The sequence below is a fragment of the Nocardioides sp. URHA0020 genome, from assembly GCF_000620705.1.
Classification (GTDB): domain Bacteria; phylum Actinomycetota; class Actinomycetes; order Propionibacteriales; family Nocardioidaceae; genus Nocardioides.
This window is the reverse complement of record NZ_KK211170.1, coordinates 40,869-66,972: the sequence shown is the minus strand read 5'-3', so window position 1 is coordinate 66,972 and position 26,104 is coordinate 40,869. Positions and strand designations below refer to the sequence as shown.

Genomic DNA, 26,104 nt, shown 5'->3' with positions numbered 1-26,104 from the left:
GTGACCTACGCCCAGACCGGGGCGTCGGTCAACACCGACGCGATGGGAATGCGAGAGATGCAGCGGCGCGTCTTCGCCCAGCGCGACGCCCAGCACCTTCTGGTCAAAGCACCGCCGGCATCGGGCAAGTCACGTGCCCTGATGTTCGTCGCCCTGGACAAGCTCTACCACCAGGGCCGCAAGAAGGTCATCGTCGCCGTCCCCGAACGCTCGATCGGCGCGTCGTTCTCCTCGACCAGCCTGACCAATTTCGGATTCTTCGCCGACTGGGAGGTCAAGCCAGAACACAACCTGTGCGACCCCGGCTCGTCGCAGGGCAAGGTCGGCGCATTCGTTGACTTCCTGAACGGTCCCGAGGCCGTCCTGATCTGCACCCACGCGACGCTGCGGTTCGCGTTCGAGAGGCTCGCCCCCGCGGCGTTCAACGGCACCGTTCTTGCGATCGACGAATTCCACCACGTGTCTGCCGACATCGAAGCCAACCGCCTCGGTGCGCTACTGCGCGAGGTGATGAACGGCTCCGACGTCCACATCGTTGCGATGACCGGCTCCTACTTCCGCGGCGACTCTGTGCCGGTGCTGTCTGCCGTGGAGGAGGCGCGGTTCACCCCGGTCACCTTCAACTACTACGACCAGCTCAACGGATACGAGCATCTGAAGTCGCTCGGCATTGGCCACCACTTCTACCAGGGCCGCTACACCGATGCGATCGGCGAAGTTTTCGACCTGGGCAAGAAGACGATCATTCACATCCCCAACGTGAACTCGGGCGAGTCCACGAAGGACAAGATTGAAGAGGTCGGTTTCATCATCGACTCGATCGGTCACGTCGAGTCCACCGACCCCGACACCGGGATCATCAGCATCCGTCGGGCCGACAACGGGGCGATCATTCGACTAGCCGATCTCGTCGACGACACCGATCAGAAGAAGCGTGCCGACACCCAGCACTACCTCTCCACGTTCGCCTCCAAAGATCGCGACGGGGTGGATGTCATCCTCGCGCTTGGGATGGCGAAGGAAGGCTTCGACTGGCCGTTCGCCGAGCACGCCCTCACGGTTGGCTACCGAGCGTCCCTGACCGAGGTCATCCAGATCATCGGCCGCGTCACCCGAGACAGCCCGGGCAAGGAGCACGCTCAGTTCACGAACCTGATCGCCGAGCCTGATGCCTCCCAGGGCGAGGTGAAAGTATCGGTGAACAACATGCTCAAGGCCATAACGGCGTCACTGCTCATGGAGCAGGTTCTGGCGCAGAACTTCACGTTCAAGACCAAGCACACCGGCGACGCCAATGACCCGATGGCGCCAGGGGTCATCAAGATCAAGGGGTTCAAGGAACCGTCGACTGCGCGTGTCAAGCAAATCGTTGAGACCGATCTCAATGATCTGAAGGCGACGATCCTGCAAGACGACACCTTCGCGAGAGCAGCGGCTGGCTCGGCAGATCCGGAAACCACTAACAAGGTGCTGATCCCGAAGATCATCCGCGAGCGATACCCCGACTTGGACGAGTCGCAGGTCGAGGAGCTCCGGCAGCAGGTCGTCGTGGATTCAGTGATCAAGAACGGCGAGGTCCGCGAGGTCGGCGACAAGCGCTTCATCAAGATGGCCGAGAGGTTCGTCAACATCGACGATATCAACATCAACCTGATCGACTCGGTCAACCCGTTCCAGCGCGCCTTCGAGGTCATGTCCAAGTCGGTCACCCCGAGCGTCTTGCGGATTATCTCGGACGCGATCACCGCGACACGGGTCGAGTTCACCGACGAGGAAGCCTTCGCGCTGTTCCCGAAGATCCAGGTTTGGGCCAAGGTCAACGGGCGGAAGCCTCAAATGCGCACCGAGGACCCGACCGAGAAGCGCTATGCCGAGGTGCTGCTGTACCTGCAGAAGAGGAAGCAGCAGCACCTCGCAGATCAACGAGCAGCTCAGATGGCAGGCGAAGCATGAGCGGCGAAGCCAGCGTGGGTCCGGTCGACTTCCAATTCACGACCAGCATCGAGGCGCTGCTCGCTGCTGACGTCGACGGTCTGCTCGATGCGCCCGAGAAGCCGAAGAGAGTCACGGCCACCGACCGGTTAGAGCGTGCGTTCCTGGAGATCGTGGCGTTTCGTCGCGGCCACGGCCGGATTCCGGACTCACAGACCCGCGAGATCGCTGAGCGCAAGCTGGGCGCGAGACTCGATGGCATTCTCGCCAGTGCGGAGAAGATGGCTGCGTTGAAGCCTCTCGATGAGTTTGGGCTTCTGGAGATCCCCGAGGCGCCCGGCTCGCTCGACGACCTGCTGGAGGGGGACGAACTCGACCTGCTCGGCGACGAGTCCGGGCTACTCGACGTCTCCGACCTGCCCGTCCGCCGGCAGCAGTTCGACACGGGTGACGCCGCCCGCCGAAAGCCGGCCGAGGACTTCGAGCAGTACGATCCGCTGTTCAAACAAAAGCACGCCGAGCTCCGCGACGGCACCAGCAAGCTTCTCCCGTATCCCGGCTTGAGTCACATCGTGCCGGGCGCCTTCTTCGTCCTGAACGGCGTGATGCTGTTCATCGCTGAAGTTGGAGAGACCGAGTACAAGAAGACGACGGCACGCGAGAACAAACGGGAACGTCTCCGCTGTGTCTTCGAGAACGGCACCGAGTCGTCGATGTACCGACAGTCGCTTGCAATCCGGCTAAGCGACGAAGACGGTCAGATTGTCGCCCGGTCCGAAACACCGGAAATCCTCGCTGAGGATGAGGTCAGCGGATATATTTACGTCCTACGCTCACTGAGCAAGGACCCGCAGATCTGCCGGATCAAGGATCTACACAAGATTGGGTTTTCCCGCGGATCAGTCGAGCAGCGGATCAAGAACGCGGGGAATTCACCGACCTTCCTGATGGCCCCTGTGGAGGTCGCCGCCGCCTACCGTGCTTACAATCTGCGAGCATCGGCGCTGGAAAACCTGGTACACCGCGTATTCACAGAGGTGCGTCTCGATATCACTCAGATCGACCGAAACGGTCGGGACTACGACCCGTCCGAGTGGTTCGTCGTTCCGCTGCCGATCATCGATCAAGCCGTCGAGCTGATCATCTCCGGTGGAATCGTCAACCTCGTTTACGACGCCGCCTCGGCTCGACTGAGAGCGCGAAGCTAGATCGGCTGGTCGCGGGCACCCGTTCTTATCAGCGATCAGATCTGAAGACGTGCCAGGCGCAGAGTCGGTCCGAGCCGGGAAGTGGAAGTGGGCGCCTCGGCCGCTCGGCGGGCGCGGGACTCCTTGTGCTGCAGTACGCCGGCAAGGTTGATGACCGTGTAGGGACGGGGCGACGAGTCTTCACTGCGGAAGAACGGTGCACCGGCGATCAACGGCCCGATCACCGACCTGTCCGGTGTGCCGGTGGAGAATTCGATGCACCATGCGGAGGGTGCCGTGCCGTCACTCGCGACCGGCCGCGCCTCGGCTCTGTGGGACAGGTCGTAGCCACGAATTTCGCCAAATGCTGGTACAGGGAGCGGTCATCACGCTTACATGAGCACGTCGAAGACACGAGAGGCGACTGACGTGCTTAAGTACCGCTTCATTCACCAGCCCAACGACGGAAATCACGCAGCGGCGCTTCAAGAGATGATGATCACGCCCGGGGTCGCTAATGTCGACGTGGCTGTCGCGTACGCGACCGATTCTGGCGTCACGGTGCTGTTGGATTCGATGGATAACAATGACCGTGCCCGTCGCCACTGGTCGGTTGCAGCCAAGAGGTTCCTGGTGGGCATCGACTGGCTCCGCACGCAGCCGACCGCGCTCGACCGGCTCGCTGCAATACCTGGCAGCAACGTGCGTATCTATGACGGCCGTACGGTCGTAGGGAAAGTCGGATGCATCCCGCGCACCCCTTGGCATCCCAAAGCGACCTTCGCCTACGGGGCGGACTTGCGGTCGGCGGTCCATGGGTCGGGGAATTTATCCCGTAACGGGCTCGTTGGCGGAGCCGAAGTGGGTTCCATCGCAGAAGTCGTCAACCCATTGGTCGCCGAAGAACAGCTGCTCTGGGAGGTACTGGACCGCAACGTCACCTGGTTTCAGGGAGTGTGGCGATCAGCGACACCATGGCGATCCATCCACTCTGACTACCACGCCCGCTACAAGGCGGAAGCCGTTCGTCGGGCGATCCCGACCGAGGACGACACGGACCCGAGTGAGGTTGTTACCACGAACCGCAGGGGCGTAACTCCTGAGAGACTGCACGCCCTGCGCGTGGCGAACCACCTTTGGATTGAGACGGGAAACCTACATAAGAACCGCGGACCGAATCAGGCCGGCGACCAGCTGATGATGTCGCCGATGACAAGAGTCTTCTTCGGCCGGTCAGCTAGCCGCGTCGACACCAACCAAGCGCTCGGCAATGTGCCGATTCGGCACGCGGCGACCGGGACTTTTGAAACGAGGCCCATGCGGTTCAGCGACAACTCGATGGACGTGCTGACGCTGCCTGTGCCGGGCGCCCCTCCGTGGCCCGCGACGTACGACCAGACGTGCCTACTGTTCAGCAAAGTAGCTGTTGGACGGGACCTCCACTATGAAATGCGAGTTGCGAGCCGTACCGACAAGCGTCGATACCGGGCGCTCAGTCAGGCCCAGACCTCGGACTACCGCATGACCAGCGGCAGGGCGTGGGGAGTCTTCGGGTAGTCGTGCAAGAAGGCTGGATGGCGTGCAGCAGAATCAATCAGGCGAAGCTCCGCTACGGCCCGATGCTCCCATCGATATAAGCTGCGCTGTCGTCCACCGTGGCATTTTCGGTCCCGCGCTCGCTGCCGACGCTCGTTTGTGGCACGACCTAGGGATACAGGAGCCACGCGCCAATTCGGCCGAGACGACACGGCCTCGGATCCGGTGCTGTCCGAGCACCTGGTCTCAGCACAGGGGTCTTTGCTCGCACGTTGGATCTTCAGTGAATGTCGTTTCCCGTCGCAGGCAATCACCCTAGGGTCGGGTTGTGGAAACCAACGTGCGCACACCGCAAGAGGTCTTTTACCTGCCTCAGCACCTGCTCGTCCCGTTGTTTCAACGACCCTACGTGTGGAACGAAGTCGATCAGTGGCAGCCGTTGTGGCAAGACGTCACCAGGATGGCGGAACTCCGGCTCGCCAACCCGAGCTCGACGGCACGACATTTTCTTGGAGCGGTCGTACTTCAGGCCAGCGACCCGGTCGCCGGAAGCGTGCAGACGTGGAATCTCATCGATGGTCAACAGCGGGTCACCACCCTGCAGCTGATGACCGATGCAGTGGCGCTGGTGTGCGAAGAGCGAGGCCTCGATCACCTCGGACAGCAGTTAGGTGACCTCACCCACAACCGCGCACACTTCGGCTCCGACGGCAGGACCCGGAAGCTTATGCACGCGAACCGCGACGGAGATTCGTTTGCGGAGGTTATGGACGCCGAGCCGCCCGTCGACCACGGGTCACTTCGTCACGCCGGCGCCCTCATCACGCGTGCGCACGAATTCTTCGTAGCTGCCGCAAACGAATGGATCGGCTTCAGCGAGTCGGCGGTCGAACGGCGTGCGACCGTTCTTGCCACGGTGATCGCCCAGGGTTTGCAACTGGTCGTCATCGATCTGCGGTCGGACGAGAACTCACAGGAGATCTTCGAAACTCTCAACGCCCGCGGTACTCCCCTCACGGCCGCCGATCTGATCAAGAACTTCGTCTTCCAGAAGCTGGGGGCCGAGGGCGGCGACGTGCGAAAGGCCTATGCGGAGGATTGGCCGTTTGAAACCAAGTTCTGGGAGACGGAGGTCAGCATCGGCCGCTACCTCCTCAGCCGCAGCTCACTGTTCCTGTCGCAATGGCTCGGGGCACGGCTGGGCGAAGAGATCGGCCCCCGCCAGACTTTCGTCCGGTTCAAGCACCACGTCGATCACGAGGCCGATGTGTCGATGGGCGAACTGCTCATCCTGATCAAGCGACAGGCGGCGATCTACGAGTCGTGGGCGCTTGCCGCCGCCGACACGACCAAGGCACTGACGCCGCCTGAGATGGCGTTCTACCGGATGCAGGCGACGGGCGTGGAATTGCTGAAGCCCGCCCTCATCTGGCTGTACGACCCGTCGCTGAACATCGCGTCGGGCGTCGCGGACGAGGTCATCGGGATGCTCGAATCCTGGACTGTCCGCCGCCAGTTGCTACGGCTGACGTCGGCCAACCTCGGCCGCACCGTCAGCGAGATCATCAAGAACAACCGATCAATGCCGTCGGAAATGCTGTCGAATCGAGTTCGCGACCTCCTGACGAGCCAGACCGCCGCCTCCAACTACTGGCCTGGCGACGAGGAGATCATTGAACATCTGGCAACCGAGCAGGCGTACAACCGCTATCCGCGGGCCCGCCTACGCACCTTTCTTGAAGCGATCGAAGACCACCTGCGACGTAGTCACCTTTCCCAACCGATCGTGCGATCCGGGCTGCCGATCGAGCACATCTTGCCGCAGGCGTGGGAGGCCAACTGGCCAGTCGAAGGACTGGCGGCATCAACGGAACGGGCCGAGCGCGTCCATCGGCTTGGGAACCTCACACTGTTGACGACGAGCCTCAACAGCTCTGTGTCGAACAGCAGCTGGGAGACGAAACGCGGTCACCTAGACAAACACGATGTCTTCCTGCTCAACCGTGGTCTTAGAGCCATCGATGATTGGAACGAGGCCGTGATTGACCGTCGCACAACCGAGCTGACCATCGCACTACTCGAGGTTTGGCCAGTTCCGCATGGCCATGATGGCAAGATCGCTGATCGCGCTCAGAAGGCCGAGTCTTGGGTCGAGGTAAAGCACCTCGTCGCTGCCGGATTGATCGAGCCCGGCACTGTACTTTCGGCACGGTCCGGTCCATGGGGTGACGCCACGGCAACCGTTCAGGCCGACGGATCGCTCGAGGTCGACGGGGAAATGTTCGGATCGCCTTCGGGCGCGGGCAACAAGGTCCGCGGGGGCGACGCAACCAACGGCTGGATCTTCTGGCGCCTATCCGACGGTCGCCCGCTCGGCGATATCCGCGCCACATACCGTGGCGAGAAGCCTGAGTCGAAGAGAGCCCGCTTCGACTGGTCGCCGATGCACGCCATCCTCGAGACCATTCCTGACGGCACCTGGACGTCGTACGCCGAGCTCGCCAGCGCAGTCGGCACGGCGCCGCAACCGCTCGGCAACCACATTGTCTCGTGCAAGCAATGCACGCGTCCGTGGCGTGTCCTCACTTGGGACGGCCGCGTTGCCGACAACTTCACGTGGAGCGACCCCGATGACCATAGGGACCCGACGCAGTTGTTGAAGGCTGACGGCGTTCGAGTAGTCGGCGGTAAGGCAGATCCGACCCAACTTCTCGGCAGCGAGTCGCTACTTGCGCTGATCGCTGGCGAGCCTGCCGAGCGCGCATAGACAACGTGGTGGCGGCACGCCGGGTCCTGGTTGAGCCGCCCGGAAGCTAACACGCCTTTTGGACGCCTAGGTTGACGCGGGACGTCGCCGGAACTCAATGAACGCTCGTTGAGCTCTGCGCGCCGGGCGCGAGCAAACCAGCCGGCGCGTCCATCACCGGCGAGTTCCTGCGCTTGCAGCGAACGCTCGAGGACCTCACGTCTATTCACGCCGACGTGTTCCGCCGAACTGGTGACGTCGCACAGGGTTTCGTCGCGATCGCTGCAGTTGTCGCTAGCCGGTGGCTAGAAGACTCGTTGTCTCGAAGATGAGCTCAGGGAGGGTTGTCGCAGCTTCCATTTAGAGCCACGGGACGATCACTTCGAGCTCGCCGCAGAGGTCCACCTGGCCGAAGCAGCGGAAGGTCACGTTGTCACTCAACCGACCACCCACAAAGTCTCAGCGGTAGCTGCAAAGCGAACTTCCTCAAATGAGCCTCGCTGACCGGCAGACACGTGTCGGCGAGCTCGCCTATGGTCGGGCGGTGACTCAATCTGAAATTGAGGACGACAAGGGCGACCTCCCCGTCGTGGGCCGTGTGCTCGGCACCCAGCCGGCTTCCCCGCTTACTTACTGGACAGCCTTGGTGCCGGGGCGCTGGCTTCAGCTCGACGACGTCGTCGTCACCTCACGCGAAGTCGCCGGCCGCGGAACGGTCGTGACCAGCGGGATCGTCACACATGTGCAGGCCCGTCACGAGGGCGCCTCCTTCGAGTCCGACGTCCACCTGATCGCTGACGGAACTCTGCCGGGGGAGGTCGTGGAGGCCGCCGAGATCACCGTCACCCGCGTCGAGCCCGAGATCTACGTCCCGCCGACCCCGGGGTCCGCGGTGCGCCGAGCTCTTGACGATGAGCGCGACGCAGCTCTCTATTTCGACTCGATGGACCGGATGCTTCCGATCGGCCTCGGGCGCGACCGCCGGCCGGTCTACGCCAACTTCGACTTCGTCGACGGCACCAAGGGCGCGCACATTTCCATCTCCGGCATCTCCGGGGTCGCGACCAAAACGTCGTACGCACTGTTCCTGCTGCACTCGGTCTTCACCTCGCAGGTTCTCGGTGCGAAGGCCGTGAACACCAAGGCCCTGGTGTACTGCGTCAAGGGCGAGGATCTGCTCTACCTCGACTATCCGAACACGGCGCTGACTGCAGATCAGGCACTTAAGTACGCCGAGCTCGGGCTGCCCGCGCAGCCCTTCAAATCGGTGCACGTGTTCGCTCCGCCACGTCCCGGCGACCCCGCCGGGACACCCAACATCAGCGGCCGCGCCGGCGGCGCGGTGTCGCCGATGTTCTGGACGTTGCAGGAGTTCTGCAGGGACGAGCTGCTGTCGTTCTGCTTCGCCGACGCCGAGGACGATCGCGCCCAGTACACCCTGCTGATCGGACAGGTCGCCGCCCGCCTCAAGCGCGAAGCCGACCCCATCGGCGAGTCCGGGGCGATCAGCATAGCCAGCCGTACCGTGACCACCTGGTCAGCACTGGTCGACCTGATCGACGAACAGCTGACCGACGAGGACACCCGACGCGACTGGACACCGGGCGCCACCGCTCTCGGATCGATCAACGCGTTCCTGCGCCGACTGCATTCTTCGGTGCGCCCACTCGACGCCCTGATCCGGGGTGACCTTGATCTGCGTGGCCGGCAGGCCGTGAGCACCTCAGAGGCCCAGGTCACTGTCGTCGACCTGCATTCGCTGCCCGATCGCGCCCAGCGCTTCGTCGTAGGCACGACGCTGCGACGCCAGCTGTTGGAGAAGGAGGCGAGCGGCTCGTCCGATCCGTTGACCTTCATCGTGCTCGACGAGCTCAACAAGTACGCTCCGCGCGAGGGTTCGCATCCGATCAAGGAGATCCTGCTCGACGTGGCGGAGCGCGGCCGCTCACTGGGCGTCATACTGATCGGCGCCCAGCAGACCGCGTCCGAGGTCGAGCGGCGGATCGTCGCAAACTGCGCCATCAAGGTCGCCGGTCGGCTCGACGCCGCCGAAGCGACCCGCCCCGAGTACGGCTACCTCCCGGCGACCCACAGGCAGCGCGCATTGCTCGCCAAGCCGGGGTCGATGTTCGTTTCCCAGCCCGACATCCCACTCCCGCTCGCCATCGAGTTTCCGTTCCCTGCCTGGGCCACCCGGATCTCGGAGGCCGGGACTCCGCCGACACCGCCAGCCTCGAAGGCCGCCGAGCGACGTCAGCGCGACCCGTTTGCCCGGGTAGCCGACCAACCCGACCCAGGAGGCGACCCCGCCCCCTTCTGACCACCACCCTGGAGATGAAACCGTGCGCATCCTCCACACCGCCGACTGGCACGTCGGCAAGGTCCTCAAGGGCCGCAACCGACTCGACGAGCACGACGCCGTCCTCGCCGACATCGTCCGCGCCGCCGGCGAGGAGGACGTCGACCTGGTCCTCGTGGCTGGCGATGTGTTCGACACCTCCGCGCCCAACCCGGACGCCCAGCGCTTGGTGATGCGCACCCTGCTCGACCTGAACCGGGACGGGCGTCGGGTCGTCGTTGAGGCTGGCAACCACGACAATCCGCGGCAGCTCGACGTGTTTCGCCCGGTGCTTGGCGAGCTCGGCATCACAGTGGTCGGGATGCCCCTGCGTGCCGAGGATGGCGGAACCCTCACGTTCACCGCTCGCACCGGTGAGAAGGTTCGGCTTGCGATTCTGCCGTTCATCTCGCACCGGACCGCGATCAGCGCGAGCGAGGCGATCACCCGTACGGCGGCCGAGACTAATCGCGACTACGCCGACTGCATCCGCGCCATGGTCGAGGCGCTGTGCGTCGGGTTCGACAAGCCGGGCGGCGTCAACCTGCTGATGACGCACGCTACTTTGGTCGGGGGCCAGACCGGCGGCGGGGAGCGGGACAGCCAAATCTTCGAGTACTCCTTGAACGCCGCGTCGTTCCCCAGCGTCCTGCACTACGGCGCGCTCGGGCACCTGCACCGCCGGCAGAGCATCGCTGGCCCCGCGCCGCTGCACTACTCCGGATCCCCACTCCAGGTCGATTTTGGCGAGTCCGAGAACACCAGCGTCGCCGTCGTTGTCGACGTCACGGAGGACACCCCGGCGGTGGTCCGTGACCGCGAGATCCTTGGGGGCCGCAGGCTGCGCACGGTGCGAACCACCTTCGATGAACTGGCCAGCATGCACTTTGACGAAGACGAGTGGCTCAGGGTGGTGATCAAGGAGAAACCGCGCGCAGGTCTCAGTGAGGACGTCCGCGAGATCGCGCCTGGCGCTCTTGAGGTTCGGATCGACCCGGAGTTCCTGAGCAGCGTCGCCACGACCACAACGCAGCGCAACACCAGCCGCAGCCCGATCGACCTTTTCGGCGACTATCTGCAGGCCGAGGGGCGGGGCGATCTCGAGACGCTCACGAAGAGGTTCGCCGAGTTGCTCGATGAGATTCAGCACGGAACGGGGGTCTGAGATGCGACCGCTTCGCCTCGACCTCGAGGGATTCGGTACCTTTCGCGACGCGCTGACTCTGGACTTTTCCGACACCGACTACTTCGCGCTGATCGGGTCCACCGGCTCCGGCAAGACCACAGTCATTGACGCCCTGTGCTTCGCGCTCTACGGCTCCGCGCCGCGTTGGCCGCGACGTGACCAGATCTCGCTGGCGATGGCTCCCTCGGAGAGCCACACCAGGGTCTCCTTCGTCTTCGAGAGCGCCGGTAACCGGTACGCCGCGGTGCGGGTCCTGGCGCGCGCGGCCACCGGCAAGGTCAACACCAAACAGTGCCGACTGGTCCAGCTCGCCGTGGAAGCCCCGCTGGAGGGAACCCTCGGCGACCTGCTCGACGCCGAGGTCCGTTCGCTCGCAGAGAGCAAGGACGACATGGAGGTTGCTGTCACCGCGCTCCTCGGTCTGACCTGGGACCACTTCATCCAGTGCGTCGTGCTGCCGCAGGGCCAGTTCGCCCGGTTCCTGCACGCCGAGAAGCGCAAGCGCCAGGATCTGCTCGTCGAGCTGCTCGGCCTGAGCGTCTACGGCCAGGTCGGGCAGCGGGCGAACACCGCCGCCAAGGAGCTTGGCCAAAGGGCGCAGACGCTCGCGGCCGAGATGGTCAAGTACGCCGACGCGACCGAGGAGGCGGAATCTGCGGCGTCGGAGCGCGAGGCGACGCTCGCCGGGTTCCAGCTCGAGCTGCCGGCGGCGCTCGGGCCCTGGCTGAAGGCAGAGCAGGCCGCGACCGCCGCGGCCGGCGTCAGCATCGCGCTCTCTGAGCTGGCCGACCAGCTCGTCGAGGTCCGGAAGCCGGCGGACCTCGACGCGCTGACTGGGAAGCGCGCTCAGGCGCTGACGCAGCTGAAGGCCGCCAGCGCCGCCGTGACGGCGGCCGAGATGGCCGAGAGTGAGGCCGAGGTCGCAGCCCTCGCGGCCGGCGAGCCGACCAGATGGCTGGCGCTGGTCGAGGCGCATGCTCGAGTCGCTGCGTTGCGAGCCGAGCTCGCGGTCACCGAGAACACGTTGGCCACCGCGTCCACCGATCTCGCCGAGGCGCACGCGGCGGCCACCGAAGCGTCCACCGCCGAGACGATCGCGGCCGACCAGCTCGAGCACGCCCGCACCGATGCCCGCGCCGATGAGCTGGCCCACAACCTGGTCGCCGGTGAGAACTGCCCGGTGTGCATGCAGCACGTCGCGACCGTCCCGTCCCGGCCTCCGCACCCGGGCATCGCAGACGCCGAGAAGGCCGTCTCTGTCGCGCGAGCCGCTGGACGTATCGCCGCTCAGGCCGCGTCCGCCGCCGAGGTCACCCACGGCAAGGCCGAGGATGCCGTCCACCGACTGCGCGCCGAGATCACCACGGCGAAGAGTCAGGTCGAGGGGCAGCCCGATGCCGTCGCAGCGAAGATCGCTGCGGAGAGCGCGTCCGCTGCGCAACAGGCGCTTGGTGGGGCACGCAGCGCGGCCAAGGTCGCTCGCGACCAGCAGCGCGCGGCTGACGCCACCGTCAAGAACCTGCAGAACGAGTGGTCCGAGGCCGGCGTTCGGCTGGCCCAGACTCGAGATCGGTTCGCGGAGCAGCGGCCGCCCGCCGTCACCGGCGACCACACAGCCGACTGGGCAACCTTCACCGCCTGGGTCGCAAGCACCGCCGCCGAGATCGCCGGCCGGATCGCCAAGCAGAGCGCCCAGATCGAAGCCATGCAGAAAGCCACCGCAGAGCGACGCACCGCAGTCCTCGGCCTCCTGGCCGGGCAAGGGATCCCGGCGCCTGACACCCTCACGGAGGTCGCGGTCAGCACCGTGGTCGCAAACGCCGTCACGACCGCGACGCACACTGTCGTGCGGATCCAGGAGCGTCGGGCGGACGCGGCCGAGCTAGCCGCCCAAGTCACCGAGGCCGAGCAGGGAGAGCGACTGAACCGCGACCTCGGCCTGCTATTGAGCGCCCGCAACTTCGAGCGCTGGATGCTTGAGGAAGCGCTTCAGTCAATGATCCTCGAGGCGTCGACAACGCTGAACGAGCTCTCCAACGGACAGTTCGAGCTCGCCGTCGACGACAAGCAAGACATTCTGGTCATCGACCATAACGACGCCAGCACCCGCCGACCGGTGCAGACCCTTTCGGGCGGGGAAACCTTCCAAGCCTCGCTCGCCTTGGCTCTCGCGCTCAGCTCGCAGATCACCAGCCTCTCCTCAGGTGGCGGCCGGCTCGACACGATCCTGCTGGACGAGGGCTTTGGAAGCCTGGACGGGTCAACACTTGACGTCGTCGCCGCGACGCTCGAGCAGCTCTCCGGTGGCGGCGAGCGGACAGTCGGTCTGGTGACCCATGTCGCTGCTCTGGCAGACCGGGTGCCCGTGCGGTTCACTGTGACCCGCGCGGGCTCCCGGTCAACAGTGGAGAAGGTGTGGACGTGACAACCCGGCTCGCAGTCGATCCGTGGGACCCGTCGTACGGGACCCCGGCGGGTGAGCAGGTGATGGAGGAGTCCACCGCCCGGCTTACCCTCGATCTCGAGGCGCCGCCCGACGACTGGGCACCGATAGACCCTGCCGCCGGTTTGTGGTCACCGTCCGAGGTCCTCGTGGTCGACGGCATCCGCCGAATCGACGCCCGGGTGTGGTTCCTCGTCGAGGATGAGCCGGCCCCGATGCTCGGTCTCGCCTGCAGCTACGCCGCAGGGGTGATCCGGATCAACGGCAGCGCAACAGTGGCTGACGCCCAGATCCGACGGGCGGTTTTTACTGCATGCCGATCGGCCGAAACCGTACGCGCCCCGCTCGCGCACTACCCGATCGTGCACACCGCCGGCGGAGACCCGGATGCGCTCTCGCTCGCCCTACAGCAGCAAATGCGCGATCTCGAGCTCGTCGTCGCGCACAACACGCGAACCAGTGACAATGACCTGCTTGTGCTGGACGGTCCTCTGCGTGGCCGCACGACGATCCCCCGCACTGTCGGGTACATCAAGACACACCACGCGGCGTACCTGCCATCTGAGCTGAACCGGGTCGTGGCCGATCTTCGGCCTCGCCAGCGCACGCCGGTGTTCACGATCGGGACCACTTGGTCCCGGCACACCTGGTACCTGCGCCTCCCCGTTGACTCGGCCGTACCCTGGGCGGGCGTAGTGCGCTGCGAGTGCGCAGACACCCTTTCTCGCGCCGAGGCGGTCCAACTCGCTGACACGACCACCGCGCTGTTGCCCGAGTTGGCCAGCCGCCCGCACAAGGATCCGCGCGCGCCGCAGAACCTCATCCCCATCGGCGGGCTGGAGAGGCTTCTCCGGCACCGTCTCGGCGATGCGACCAAGCTGCACAGGACATTAGTGGCGGCGACGAGGCGAGCATCTTGAGATGGAGCAGCACGCGATCGTCGGGGCCTACGCTGCCACGCACCACGTGGGGTCTGTGCGTCGGGCCTGCGGAGCAGGGCTACCGTCCTAGTGCCGTCTCCGAACGGACTCGGAGGAGTTCCTCATCGTCGACCACCTCGACGCGTCCGTCCCTTGGGGACGTCTTCGACCAAACGTTTCCGGTGGCCTCACACGCGAAGCGCGTAAAGTCATGGTCGCCAACTTCACCAAGTCGAAAGGCGCAGCCGTGGGCATTTTTGCTCGACTGAGGGATGCCGGTCGACCCACGAAACCGGCGCAGAATCAACACCAAACAGTGTCCGCTCACATGCTGACCGGCGACGAGGATCTTGAGGTGGTTGGCGAAAGTCGATACCAGGAGCACTTGCGGTTCATCTGTGGCGACCCGGACCATAAAGCACGACAAACAGTCACCGCAATTCTGGTCCCCGAACCAGACAACGCCTACGACCCGAACGCCGTGTCCGTCCAGATCGCAGGGTCAATCGTTGGATATCTCCCGCGGGATGTCGCCGCCGAATATCTTCCTGGCCTGCGCCGTCTGATGGCGACAAACAACGGTTACATCGCCCTCGAGGGGGTCGTCGTCGGCGGCGGCATGGTCGGCAACCGCGCTGCCAGTCTGGGTGTCTGGCTACGTCACACTCCTAGCGACTTCGGCGTGGGCAACTCTGCTTCCGCCCAGCGACGACCCGGCAGCGATGTCGCGCGCCTGGATCCCGGAGCCATGCGAACGGGATTTAGCGAGGCCTGGCTGACCGACGTGGAGGACGACTCATACGACTTGTCCTGGTTCAACGCGCTCCCCGATCAAGATCGGCCGGCGATCGAGATGCTCCGCGGTCTCTTGGAAAGCGACCCCGATCCCATCGACCGGCATTTCCAGTTCACAGAGCTGGAAGCTCGACTGTACAAAGCCCGGGAACGCGACCCGAACGCACTCGACGAGTTCGATGATGTCTGTCGAAGACATGACGCCGAGATGCACGGGATCTGCGAGGCGTTTATGACGAAGTGGAACAAGATCCCACTGTTGGAAACCTACAAGCAGATGGCAATCAGGCAGCAGAAGAAGCACGACTGGGAGCAGGTCGCCTGGTGGGCGGAGCGCGGCATCGAACTGTATGGCGATAAGGCTGCTCGACCTGAGGCCATTGACGATCTGGTCAAGCGGAAAGAACGCGCCGAGAACAAGATCGAAGCGGCACGCCAGTCTTCCAAAGCCAAGCCGACTCCTGACGGACGGTCGAGCATGTCTCTCGATGTCGAGATCGGCGGCCGATCGCAAGCGCCGGCCTCCGCCTCCGCGGTGGATTCGACGGCAGCGGGCGAAATCGAGGTTCTTGTCTGTACCAAGTGCGGTGGATCATTCGAACGGCTCCGAGTGCGCGGCCGCAAGCCCATGCTGTGCCCGGAGTGTCGCGCCTGACGACATGCCTGCATCGACCTGACGTGCGCCATGGTGACACGGCATCTAGCCATGGTCAGGGAGACCTGACGGTCGCCCAGCACAATGTAAGCGCCCCTGCAGAGCATTTCTTACCTCGAATCCGGCGCCGACCGATGCGGAATCTAGTGCTGGCTTAGCGACGGCGAGAAGTGCGTCGGGCAGTTCGTCGACGTTGTGAACAGGTTCGCGTCACACCGGCGTCAGCGGGCCTACATCGTCACGGTCGACTGGAACGTATGTGGTGCCTCGGCCTTCGCATCGAAGGTGGAGTACGGCGTCACCACCGCATGACCCCACGCGACGTAGTTGCGTCGCTGCCACCGCGGATCGCGGCCCACATAGTTACGCACGGCGTACTTGGTCGTCCGCACCTGGGTCACCGGGTCAATCAGGACAGCCTGCCCACCGCGCGACTGCCACCATCCGTTGTCGTCATCGTGCCAAACGCTGCCGCCCTTGACCTCAACCACCACGATGCCGACGTCGGGCATCAGCACGTTCAGGTCGGCCTCGTGATCCTTGTCCTCGTCGGTCAAGCGAAGGTTCGCGAGCAGCACGTCATCGGCGCCGAGTCCCTCCTTCAGGCGCTGCCACACCTCCTGTTCGGAGGACGTCGTGAACGTCGGAGCCTCTGGGATCAGCCGCACCGTGCCGGAACCCTGCCACGCGATCCCGGCCAACATGGCCACGTCGCGCATATTCGCTACTCCGGCCCACGGGCGGCGGCGGGAGCCCCTGACAGGACCGACTGCAGTCGCCGTTCCAGCCGTCGGGAGGGCAATGGTTGTGACTCGCCCCCGTGCGCGACCGGGATGCCGAGATGGCGCGCAAACACGCGGCGCGCATGAGAGCTTTGGTGCGTGACCGAACAGCCACTTGCCGTCGGGCTTCACGAGCACCTCGTGACCGAGGGCCTGGAGGCGACCCTCGACGCAGAGGCCGAGGCTAGGCCTGAGATTGCGAACGTCGACCCTGCAGATGTGCCGCACGTGCTCGCCCGGCACATATACGAGCTGACTCGCCGCGCCCTCGAGAGCCGCGCCGATAACGGCGGCCGGATCCGGCTCCTGAACGAACTCGTGACGATCCTTGAAGTACCCCGGGAAGCCGTGACTGCCCCAGCTCGTCAGCTGCGCCGGGTGCTATTACCGCCGGGGCCCGGGGTGGTCGACATCGAATCGATCCGACCCAAGACGCCACTCTCGGACGCTGCATTGCTGACGAATAGCACCGGAGAGCCCAACCTTGCGGCAGAGCTGCGCGCCGAGATCGACACGTCCGACGAGGTCGACCTTCTGTGCGCTTTTGTGAAGTGGCACGGTCTCCGACTACTCGAAGGCGAACTCGGACGCCTGCGTCGCCGACAGGGGCCGCTGCGCGTCATCACAACTACCTACATGGGCGCCACCGAGCGGGCCGCGCTCGACCGGCTCGTGCGCGAGCTGGGCGCAGAGGTGCGAATCCAATATGACGCCGCCCGCACCCGCCTGCACGCCAAGGCCTGGATGTTCCGCCGTGAGACCCGCTACGACACGGCGTACGTCGGCTCTTCGAATCTTTCCCGCGCGGCCTTGCTCGACGGCGTCGAGTGGAACGTCAGGTTGTCTCGGGTTGCGACACCGTCACTCCTCGAGAAGTTCCGCGCCACTTTCGACACCTACTGGAACGACGCGAGCTTCGAGCTCTACGACCCGGACCGCGACCGGGACCGGCTGGACGACGCACTGGCTGAGGCATCAGGGCGGAGGCAGCACGACCGGGTAACGATCAGTCTGTCCGGTCTCGAGGTCCGACCGTTCGCCTACCAGCAGCTGATGCTCGATGAGCTGGCCGTCGAACGCGATGTCCATGATCGCCACCGCAATCTGGTCGTTGCCGCCACCGGGACCGGCAAGACGGTAGTCGCCGCGCTCGACTATCGACGGCTGCGCGGGTCCACGCCGGCCGAGCGACCACGATTGCTCTTCATCGCACACCGCAAGGAGATCCTTGAGCAGTCGCTGCGGACCTATCGCGAAGTCCTTGCGGACCCCACGTTCGGCGAGTTGTACGTCGCCGGCGCTCGACCTGAGCGCTGGGACCACGTGTTCGCCAGTGTGCAATCCCTGCAGTCGTACGGGATCGGGAACATCCCTGCCGCCAGCTACGACATCGTGGTCATCGACGAGTTCCACCACGCGCAGGCTCCGACGTACCGACGAGTGCTGGAGCATCTGACGCCGCGCGAGCTGCTCGGCCTCACCGCCACCCCCGAGCGCGCCGACGGGGTCGACGTCCGCGCTGAGTTCTTTGACGGCAGGACGGCCACCGAGCTGCGCTTGTGGGATGCGCTCGGCAAGGACCTGCTGTGCCCGTTCCACTACTTCGCAGTCGCAGACGGAACTGATCTGAGGCGGATCACCTGGAGCCGCGGACGGTACGACGAAGTCGAACTCTCCAACGTCTACACCGGCAACCGCGCGCGGGCCGCGATCGTCATCCAGCAGCTTCGAGACAAGGTCATCGACCCAGGCTCCATGCGCGCGCTCGGCTTCTGCGTCAGCGTCGCCCACGCTCAGTTCATGGCAGAGACCTTTACAGCCGCGGGCATCCCTGCGCTCGCGGTCAGCGGCGACACTCCTGCGATCGACCGGCAGCGCGCGCTGGAGGACCTGAAGTCCCGGCGGGTCAACGTCCTCTTCGCGGCCGACCTGTTCAACGAGGGCCTCGACCTACCCGACGTCGATACCGTGCTGTTCCTGCGGCCCACCGAGAGCGCCACGATCTTCCTCCAGCAGCTCGGCCGGGGATTGCGTCGCACTCCCGACAAAGCGGTGCTGACAGTCCTCGACTTCGTCGGCCACCACCGTCAGGAATTCCGATTCGACAAGAAGCTGCGCGCTCTGACTGGAGAGACTCGGCGCGGGCTCGAGCGCGAGATCGAACGGGGCTTCCCCTTCTTGCCGTCGGGCTGCCAGATCGTCATGGACCGGCAGGCACAGGCACTGATCTTGGACAATCTCCGCACCCAGGTCGCGAACAGCTGGAAGGCGATGACCGCGGAGCTGCGGTCCTACGGCGACCTCGACCTCCCCACGTTTGTGCACGAGTCGGGCATCGAGCTCCCCGACATCTTGCGGCGCGGCAAGAAGTCCTGGACCCGACTCCGTCGGGACGCCGGCCTCCCGACGCACGCTGGCACGCCCCGTGAAGGTGAGCTACTGAAGCGGATCCGTGCCTTCGCCCACGTCGACGACGAACTCCGCGCGGCGGGCTATCGCCGCCTGGTGACATCCGATACCCCGTACGGCGAACTGACAACGGCCGAGCAACGGTTGGCGCGGATGCTGTTCTTCTCCGCATACCCGAACGGCGGCGGCTTCGAGTCCTACGACGACGGCCTGGACGCAATCCGCATTGAACGAGCGGCGAAGGCTGAGCTTGGCGCGGTCGTCGACCTGGTGTTTGACAAGACTCGCCATGACGCACTCCCCCTGTCGGGATCCCTCGCCGAGGTGCCGCTGCGCGTCCACGCGTCCTATCAGCGGGAGGAGATCCTGGCCGCCCTTGACTACGCGACTCTCAAGCGCAGGCCGACCAGCGTGATGCAAGGCGTCGCGTACTCCGAGGGCCTAAACGTCGACGCCTTCTTTGTGACCCTGAAGAAGTCCGAAGCCGACTACTCCCCCACAACTATGTACCGCGACTACCCCATTAGCCCGACGCTGTTCCACTGGGAGTCGCAGAACGCCACCTCGCTCGCCTCCGCCACGGGCCGGCGTTACCTCGACGGCACGAGTACGGTGCTGCTCTTCTGCCGGATCGAGCACAAGGGCGAGTACGACACGGCGCCCTACGCCTTCCTCGGCCCTGTCTCATACGCCAGTCATGTCGGTGAGCGTCCGATAGCCATCACCTGGAAGCTGGGACACGCTATGCCGACGGAGTTCTTCGCAAGCGCCACCTTAGGTGGCTCATAGGACGTCGTGCCGAGAGGTCGGTGCCTACCGGTCTCTGAAACCAGTGAGGCGGTTCAGTAGATCAGTCGCCGCGGTCTTCTCGACGACCTGACCCTCGAGAGAGCGGAGCCACTGGGCGAGCCTGGGACCAGCAACGAATGCGACGTCGGTTCTGGTCACCGTGTCCGGCATGCGATGGCCCTCAGCGCCCCACACGACGACCACAGGGCGGACGGTGTACGACGTCGTGTCGGCTCGGTGGCGGGCGCCGCGCTCTCGTTTCAGTGTCCCGACGTGTTCAGATCGCATGATGCTCTCGGCGCGACGAGCCGCCTTCCGGGCCGAGGTCGCCATGGTCTCCAACAACTCGGCCGTGACCTGATTGCTCCACTTGGAGTCGATCGCCAGCACTCCGCCGGAGCGGGTCACGACGAGGTGATCGATATCGCCGCCGCCCGTTTCCATACCGGTGACGAAACCCCAAACAGCGTTTCGCTGAGCCGCCTTGAGCACATCTGTGGTGTTGTCCTCACCGAGGGCTCCGCGCAGATACTGAACAGCCTTCTGTGAGCTGGCGAGCCACATCACTCCAACCATGCCGATGGCCAGAGCGATCCACAGCGTATGGAATGCGCCGATCAGGTACCAGAAGACCGGACCCCGGGGCTGCAAGAGCACAAGGAGCGCCGTCACGACAGCGCCGATCGCCAGGTATCCAGCGATGACACCTGCCAGGCGCCAACCGTTCCGGCGCAGGTAACCGCGAAGGTCCGCAACGAGCTGCCGCCGCGGGTAGGACGGAGGACGACGCGCCACCCGATCAGCCCCAGAAGATCGGGGCGCCGCTGTTCTCGAGATAGCCGAGAACCGATCGGATGTTCTTGGTTTGGCTCTTGCGTGGGTAGTCGGGCTGAAACGTCGGCCCCGACCACAGATGCTCGGGCGCAGGCGCGTCTCTGTCTAGGTTTGTCATGACGGCAGAAGGCTATAGAAGCGTGCGGTTCGCGTCCCGGGATTGATTCGAGTGAACGACGACGCGCAGTCGGTTCGGACGCCAGGATGATGCGCATGCGACTGGGAACGTGGAACCTGGCAGGCCGCTGGAGCAACGACCATCGCGAATTCCTCGAGAGCTTGCAGTGCGACGTTCTCCTCCTTACGGAGGTCTCGGACCGCGTCGAGCTGCCGGGCATGACCGGGCATGTGACCAATGCGCAGATGGCACGAAGGCGCCACTGGGCGGGCATCTGCTCGACACACCCGCTGACACCGCTTGCCGATCCGCACGGAGCGTCCGCGATGGCCGAGGTCCTGGGGCAGCGGTTCTGCTCCTCGATCCTGCCTTGGAAAGGCTGCGGCTCGGGCGGGCCGTGGGCCGGAGCGAACACCGCAGAGCGGACCATCAAGGCAGTCGACGCGATCGCGAAAGCCGCGCCCACCGTCTGGGGCGGCGACTGGAACCACGCGCTGCAGGGGTGCGAGCATGCCGGCTCGAAGACAGGGCGCGACCACCTTCTGAAGGCGCTCGCCGGGCTCGGCCTGAGCGCCGCGACGACCGATGCGCCGCATCAGATCGAGGGGCTGCTCTCGATCGACCACATCGCAGTTCCAACGCGTTGGAGCGCAGGCGTCGAGCACCACTCGGCGCGGTTCGACGAAGGTCGACTTTCAGACCACGATGCGTACGTGGTCGAGACCGATCGGCCCTGATTCAGTCCGCACAGAGTCCGCAAGAAGTTCATAAGCGTCCGTTCCGGACAGTCACTCCAGATCAGCGTTTCCGCAGGTCAGACGACATTTTCCGTCAGTTTTCACCGACGGCAAATCAAGCGTAAACCGGCCCCGGCCTACAGGCTCCCCCGTCCGCATCAACTTATCTGATCAGCGAGAACGTGGAGACCGCTCACCGAGAGCTCCGCGCGCCGACAGTGCTGCTGGCCTCAGCGGGAAGGAGCCGGCGAGTGCGCCTCCGGGTCGTCGCCCTCAGCCGGCGGTTCGGGCGCTGGATCGACGTCCGGTCGCTGGGTGGGATCGACCGGCTCCGGGCTTCCACCGGGTGCGTCGTCCAGGTCTCCGAGGTGTTCGCGGATTGTCGTGGTCATAGGCGGTCCGTACCCCCTGGCGTCGCGTCCATGAGTGCCGGCATCGGCCGCGACTGACGAGACCGCTGCCCAGGCGGCAGAAGCTCGATCGCAGCGCCAGGCGGGCGAACCGATCACCCATCCCGCGCAGTCGCGCGGGATGGGTGACGTGCGCTCAGCGCACCCGGGCCTTGCTGCGCCCGGTGACGGTCGAGGCGATCACGACCAGGACGGCGGCGCAGATGATGGCCACGATCCACCGTACCCAGTCGATACCGGGGGATCCGTCGCCTCCGAAGGCGGTGTAGACGAACCAGCCGATGATGACTCCACCGATGCCGCACAGCACCGTCAGCCAGATCGGGATGTTGTCCTTGTCGCCCGGGGCGATCAGCTTGCCGAGCAGGCCGATGATGATGCCGGCGACGATGACTCCGATGATTTCCATGTCCGCGCCTCCTGTATCCGGGACCCACTGCGGGTCCCTCCGGGCAGTGGGTACCCACAGATGCGGGACCCAACCGCGGTGCCGGTGGGCGGGCAACCGACATGTCCGTCGCGCCCGTCCCGCGGCCCGGAGTGGCTTGACCGCTGACCTCGGCCCCCCGGTCGCTTCCGAACGGGCTATTCCGCAGCCCGGCGACCACCACTAGGTTCCGGTGGTGCGCCGCCTCAGGACTCTTGCGTCCGCCCTCGCCCTGGCCCTGGTCATCCCCGTCATGGCCGCACCGGCCGAGGCCGCCGTGCCGGACACCTGGACGAAGTGGAACCTCGGCGACATCTGGGTCCGCTCGCTCGACTACGTGACACCCACCCAGCTCGTCGCCGGGTCGGAGGACGACGGAGTCTTCACCTCCACCAACTCCCTCGGGCCGTGGACCGACATCAGCGGGAACCTCTCCGCCGCGGCCAAGCACGTCCGGCAGGCGGTCGGGCAGTCCGGCCAGATCTACCTGGCCAGCAGTGCGGGGCTCTTCCGAGGCACCGGCGGCGGCAGCTGGTCGCAGCTGGGCGTGGCGGCCGCCACTCCCCAGACGCAGCGCCTCGACGGCGGCGGGGTCCAGTCGATCGTCTTCCCGACCGGATCCCCCACCAGCATGGTGGTGGCCACGGCCGGCTCCGGCAAGGACGGCGTCTGGTACTCCTCGGACGCGGGCGTGAAGTGGACCCGGGCGACCGGGCTGACGTCCGCGACGTTCTACCTGACCGGCAACGCGCTCGTGGGCATGTACGCCGCCACGGCCACCGGCTTCTACCGGTCCCTCGACAGTGGACACTCCTGGGTGCTGATGTCGGACGGCATCCCGCCCGGGGAGTCGGCCAAGCGGATCGCCATCTCGCCGCTCGACCCGCTCCACCTGATCGCCGCGACCGTGGGCGGCGTCTACCGCTCCGACAACGCCGGCCTGACCTGGTACGCCGCCAACGGCTCGGGCGACGGCGCCCTCCTGGCCAACGAGGTGCGCGCATTCCAGCTGGTGCCGGCCGACTACTGGACCGGTGGCGTGCCGCGGATCGTCGTCGGCACCGACAACGGCGTCTGGGCGACCATCGACGGCGGCGACAGCTGGGCCCGACTGTCCCCCACCAAGACGCTCGCCGACGGCCTGCCGATGAGCAACGAGTCCGTCTACTCCCTCAACATCGGCTTCGGCCTGCCCGGCAGCCTGATGGCCGGCACCCAGGGGCACGGCGTCTTCACGCTGCCGCTCCAGGCGGTCGCGCAACCGGGGTCGATCCCCGCACCGAGCGGCACCGCGCAGGAGAACGCCGTCCTCACCGCCAACAACGGCACCTGGTCGGGCACCGCGCCGTTCGGGTTCGCCTACCAGTGGAAGCGCTGCGCCCAGTCCAGCGGCGCCGACACGTCGGGGGCGTCCTGCGTCGACATCACCGGCGCCACCGACAAGACCTACCAGGTGAGCAGCCTCGACGTCGCGAAGTACCTCCGCGTCGGCGTGCGGGCGCGCGACCTCGTACAGGCGGCCTTCTCGAGCGAGATGCTGTCGGCCTCCGTGGGGCCGGTGGTCACGCCGCCGGGCTTCGAGCCGACGCCACCCACCGGCTACCCGAAGCTCCTCGACGCCACCTCGGCACCCTGGGGCCAGACCCTCACCATCGACACCGGCGGCAGCTGGAAGAGCAACGGCTTCCCCACGGCGACCGGCTTCGCCTACCGCTGGTACCGCTGCGAGCTGGACCAGACGGGCTGTGCACTGCTGCCGGACACGGGTACGACGTACACAACCGTCACCGCCGACGTGAACCACGTCGTCAGGGCGACCGTGGTCGGGACCATCGCCACGACCAGCTCCCCCGAACGGCTGGCCGGGATCTCGGGCGCGGTCTACGAGCAGACCCCCACCGCGGTTGCAGCGCCCCGCACCGTCGGGACGGCCGTGGTCGGCACCAAGCTCCAGTCGACCGCCGGCGCCTGGACGGGCAACAGCCCGACCTTCACCCGCCGCTGGCTGCGCTGCAACTCCTCCGGGCTGCAGTGTGGAGTCACCAGTCCCGTGGTGACCACGCCGACCTACACGGTGAAGGCGGCCGACCTCGGCCACCGGATTCGCGTCGAGATCACCGCAGCCGTCGTGGACAGCTTCCAGACCCGCACCCACGTCGCGACGTCGGCCGCCTCCGCCGTGGTCAAGAACCCGCCGCCCAGCGCGGCCGTCTGCGCCGCCCTGAAGAGCAAGGTCACCAAGGCCCAGAAGGCGGTCACGGCAGCGCAGAAGGCGCTCAAGAAGGCGAAGAAGACCAAGAAGGCCAAGAAGATCAAGGCCGCGAAGAAGAAGCTCGCGACCGCCAACACCACCCTCAAGAAGGCCAAGGCCGCGCTGAAGGCCAAGGGCTGCTGAGCCGGCTCAGCCGCTGACGGGCAGCTCGAACTCCACCTTCCGCGACGCCACGTCGGCCACCGACAGGCGCACACGTACGTCGGTCCCGAGCGGGAGCGACGCGGTCGACACGACCCGGGCCTCGACGTCGGGGTCATGGACGACGACCACCCCGCGGTGCGGGTCCTTGTCGTCGATGTCGACCACGACGCCGGCGAAGGTCTGGCCCACATCATCGGCGAGCACGCCGGCCTCCACCAGGTCGAGCACGGCCCGCTCGTACGAGCGAGCACGACCGGACGACGTCCGCAGCGTCGCCGGCAGGCCGGGCAGCGCGGCGCGCACCCACGCGGGCACGTCCGTGCCGGCGCAGAGCGCCAGGCAGACCTCGCCGGCGTACCGGTCCCCCAGGCGCCGCAGCGGGGCCGTGACGTGCGCGTACTCCTCGGCCAGCGCGGAGTGCAGCGGCTGGGCCGGCGTCTCCCCGTCGAAGGCGACGTAGCCGCTGCCGCGCAGGAGCCGCGCGCAGGCGTTGACCATGGCGGCGTGCGAGGGGATCGACGGGTCGAGCGAGCGGATGAAGTCGGGGTAGAGCAGCTCGGCCGGCCACTCGATCCCCAGCGCGCGTGCGGTGCGGTGGATCCGCTGGACGTCGCGCGGGTCCGGCAGCGGCAGGGTGCGCAGCAGCCCGACCTCGGCGTACAGCATCAGGTCGGCGGCCGCGAAGCCGGTGAGCAGCGAGATCTGCGCGTTCCACTGCTCGACGGGCAGCTGCTTGCGGAACTCCAGGTGCCACCGGTCGCCCTCGATGTCGACGTCCTGCTCGGGCAGCGGCAGCGAGATCCCGCCGCGCGCGGCCTCGCGGCCGATCCGGATCTCGCCGATCTCCTTGAGCAGCAGCTGGGTCTCGTCGGTGGTGCCGGCGTCCAGCGCCTGCTGCACCTCGTCGTACGTGAGCTGCGCGGTGGATCGGACGCGCGCCCGCTCCACGCGTGCGTCGGTCCGCGTCCCCTCGGCGTCGAGCCGGATCGTCCACAGCAGCGCGGGGCGCACCTCATCGGGCAGCAGCGACGCGGCGCCCTCGCTCAGCACCGGCGGGTGCAGCGGCACCTTGGTGTCGGCGCCGTACAACGTCTCCCCGCGCCGGTTGGCCTCCACGTCGATCGGGTCGCCGGCGGTGACGAACGCGGCGACGTCGGCGATGGCGTACTGCACGACGTACCCGCTGCCGTCCCGCGAGAGGTGCATCGCCTGGTCGAGGTCCCGGGCCCCGGGCGGGTCGATCGTCACGAACGGGATGTCGGTGCGATCGAGGTCGGGCAGCCGCGGCGCCGCGGCCGCCGCCCGGGCGGCCGCCTCCACCTCCGGTGGGAACGCCGGTACGACGTCGAGCTCGGTCAGGATCTGGTCGAGACCGGCCCTCAGCTCGACGACAGCCACGCCGTCATCGACGGTGCGGACCCGGACGACGCGATTGCTGGGCATA

General features: G+C 66.0%; 16 protein-coding genes. 12 read left to right on the top strand and 4 right to left on the bottom strand.

Going from position 1 to position 26,104, the window contains the following annotated elements:
* The 9 genes from N542_RS0117700 to N542_RS27630 all read left to right on the top strand — a co-directional run bounded on the left by N542_RS0117700 (window position 1) and on the right by N542_RS27630 (window position 15,738).
* On the top strand, window positions 1-1,953 hold the full coding sequence (locus N542_RS0117700; protein WP_231482751.1) for a DEAD/DEAH box helicase: 1,953 nt from the start codon (window positions 1-3) through the stop codon (window positions 1,951-1,953).
* Window positions 1,950-3,140, top strand: coding sequence for a GIY-YIG nuclease family protein (locus tag N542_RS0117695; protein WP_051551997.1), 1,191 nt, complete (start codon window positions 1,950-1,952; stop codon window positions 3,138-3,140). Before N542_RS0117700 ends, N542_RS0117695 begins: the two co-directional genes overlap by 4 nt.
* A 375-nt stretch (window positions 3,141-3,515) precedes the next feature.
* Window positions 3,516-4,676 carry a hypothetical protein gene (locus N542_RS0117690; protein ID WP_155993191.1) on the top strand — a complete coding sequence of 387 codons (1,161 nt, stop codon included), beginning with the start codon at window positions 3,516-3,518 and terminating at the stop codon, window positions 4,674-4,676.
* Between the two features lie 307 nt (window positions 4,677-4,983).
* Window positions 4,984-7,422 carry a GmrSD restriction endonuclease domain-containing protein gene (locus tag N542_RS25435; protein WP_081795283.1) on the top strand — a complete coding sequence of 813 codons (2,439 nt, stop codon included), beginning with the start codon at window positions 4,984-4,986 and terminating at the stop codon, window positions 7,420-7,422.
* Window positions 7,423-7,891: 469 nt separating this feature from the next.
* Window positions 7,892-9,721, top strand: a complete 1,830-nt coding sequence (locus N542_RS25430; protein WP_197026017.1) for an ATP-binding protein — start codon at window positions 7,892-7,894, stop codon at window positions 9,719-9,721.
* A 22-nt stretch (window positions 9,722-9,743) separates the two neighbouring features.
* Window positions 9,744-10,904, top strand: coding sequence for an exonuclease SbcCD subunit D (locus tag N542_RS0117670; RefSeq protein ID WP_028645067.1), 1,161 nt, complete (start codon window positions 9,744-9,746; stop codon window positions 10,902-10,904).
* Window position 10,905: 1 nt separating this feature from the next.
* Window positions 10,906-13,350: an AAA family ATPase gene (locus tag N542_RS0117665; protein ID WP_028645066.1), complete on the top strand. Its 2,445-nt coding sequence runs from the start codon at window positions 10,906-10,908 to the stop codon at window positions 13,348-13,350.
* Complete coding sequence (locus N542_RS0117660) at window positions 13,347-14,288, top strand: hypothetical protein (RefSeq protein ID WP_036508797.1); 942 nt, start codon at window positions 13,347-13,349, stop codon at window positions 14,286-14,288. The genes N542_RS0117665 and N542_RS0117660 overlap by 4 nt, the downstream gene beginning before the upstream one ends.
* 211 nt (window positions 14,289-14,499) lie before the next feature.
* On the top strand, window positions 14,500-15,738 hold the full coding sequence (locus N542_RS27630; RefSeq protein WP_155993189.1) for an HIRAN domain-containing protein: 1,239 nt from the start codon (window positions 14,500-14,502) through the stop codon (window positions 15,736-15,738).
* A gap of 230 nt (window positions 15,739-15,968) precedes the next feature.
* On the opposite strand, the gene N542_RS0117650 is transcribed toward N542_RS27630, so the two are convergent.
* Window positions 15,969-16,457 carry a nuclease-related domain-containing protein gene (locus tag N542_RS0117650; RefSeq protein WP_028645063.1) on the bottom strand — a complete coding sequence of 163 codons (489 nt, stop codon included), beginning with the start codon at window positions 16,455-16,457 and terminating at the stop codon, window positions 15,969-15,971.
* 162 nt (window positions 16,458-16,619) lie between these two features.
* Between N542_RS0117650 and N542_RS0117645 the strand changes: the two genes are divergently transcribed.
* Window positions 16,620-19,718 carry a DEAD/DEAH box helicase gene (locus N542_RS0117645; protein ID WP_028645062.1) on the top strand — a complete coding sequence of 1,033 codons (3,099 nt, stop codon included), beginning with the start codon at window positions 16,620-16,622 and terminating at the stop codon, window positions 19,716-19,718.
* A 24-nt stretch (window positions 19,719-19,742) separates the two neighbouring features.
* Here the strand turns inward: N542_RS0117645 and N542_RS0117640 are convergent, their stop codons facing one another.
* The gene (locus N542_RS0117640) at window positions 19,743-20,390 is read right to left on the bottom strand and encodes a nuclease-related domain-containing protein (protein WP_028645061.1); all 648 of its coding nucleotides are present in this window, start codon (window positions 20,388-20,390) and stop codon (window positions 19,743-19,745) included.
* 375 nt (window positions 20,391-20,765) lie between these two features.
* Between N542_RS0117640 and N542_RS0117635 the strand changes: the two genes are divergently transcribed.
* Window positions 20,766-21,407, top strand: a complete 642-nt coding sequence (locus tag N542_RS0117635) for an endonuclease/exonuclease/phosphatase family protein (RefSeq protein ID WP_197026016.1) — start codon at window positions 20,766-20,768, stop codon at window positions 21,405-21,407.
* 546 nt (window positions 21,408-21,953) lie between these two features.
* Here the strand turns inward: N542_RS0117635 and N542_RS0117625 are convergent.
* A complete protein-coding gene (locus N542_RS0117625; RefSeq protein WP_028645058.1) occupies window positions 21,954-22,226 on the bottom strand; it encodes a GlsB/YeaQ/YmgE family stress response membrane protein in 273 nt (90 codons plus the stop codon).
* Between the two features lie 214 nt (window positions 22,227-22,440).
* On the opposite strand from N542_RS0117625, the gene N542_RS0117620 reads away from it, so the two are divergent.
* Window positions 22,441-24,639, top strand: coding sequence for a sialidase family protein (locus N542_RS0117620; protein ID WP_155993187.1), 2,199 nt, complete (start codon window positions 22,441-22,443; stop codon window positions 24,637-24,639).
* Window positions 24,640-24,645: 6 nt separating this feature from the next.
* Here the strand turns inward: N542_RS0117620 and N542_RS0117615 are convergent, their stop codons facing one another.
* Entirely contained in the window at window positions 24,646-26,103 is a 1,458-nt protein-coding gene (locus tag N542_RS0117615) for an RNB domain-containing ribonuclease (RefSeq protein WP_028645056.1), read from the bottom strand.
* Window position 26,104: the final 1 nt, after the last annotated feature.

Bases quoted from the DNA above. Each gene is read 5' to 3' on its own strand.
- N542_RS0117695 (WP_051551997.1), top strand. From the start codon at position 1,950: ATGAGCGGCGAAGCCAGCGTGGGTCCGGTCGACTTCCAATTCACGACC.
- N542_RS0117625 (WP_028645058.1), bottom strand. From the start codon at position 22,226: ATGGAAATCATCGGAGTCATCGTCGCCGGCATCATCATCGGCCTGCTC.
- N542_RS0117690 (WP_155993191.1), top strand. From the start codon at position 3,516: ATGAGCACGTCGAAGACACGAGAGGCGACTGACGTGCTTAAGTACCGC.
- N542_RS0117635 (WP_197026016.1), top strand. From the start codon at position 20,766: ATGCGACTGGGAACGTGGAACCTGGCAGGCCGCTGGAGCAACGACCAT.
- N542_RS25430 (WP_197026017.1), top strand. From the start codon at position 7,892: ATGAGCCTCGCTGACCGGCAGACACGTGTCGGCGAGCTCGCCTATGGT.
- N542_RS0117650 (WP_028645063.1), bottom strand. From the start codon at position 16,457: ATGCGCGACGTGGCCATGTTGGCCGGGATCGCGTGGCAGGGTTCCGGC.
- N542_RS0117615 (WP_028645056.1), bottom strand. From the start codon at position 26,103: ATGCCCAGCAATCGCGTCGTCCGGGTCCGCACCGTCGATGACGGCGTG.
- N542_RS0117665 (WP_028645066.1), top strand. From the start codon at position 10,906: ATGCGACCGCTTCGCCTCGACCTCGAGGGATTCGGTACCTTTCGCGAC.
- N542_RS27630 (WP_155993189.1), top strand. From the start codon at position 14,500: ATGGTCGCCAACTTCACCAAGTCGAAAGGCGCAGCCGTGGGCATTTTT.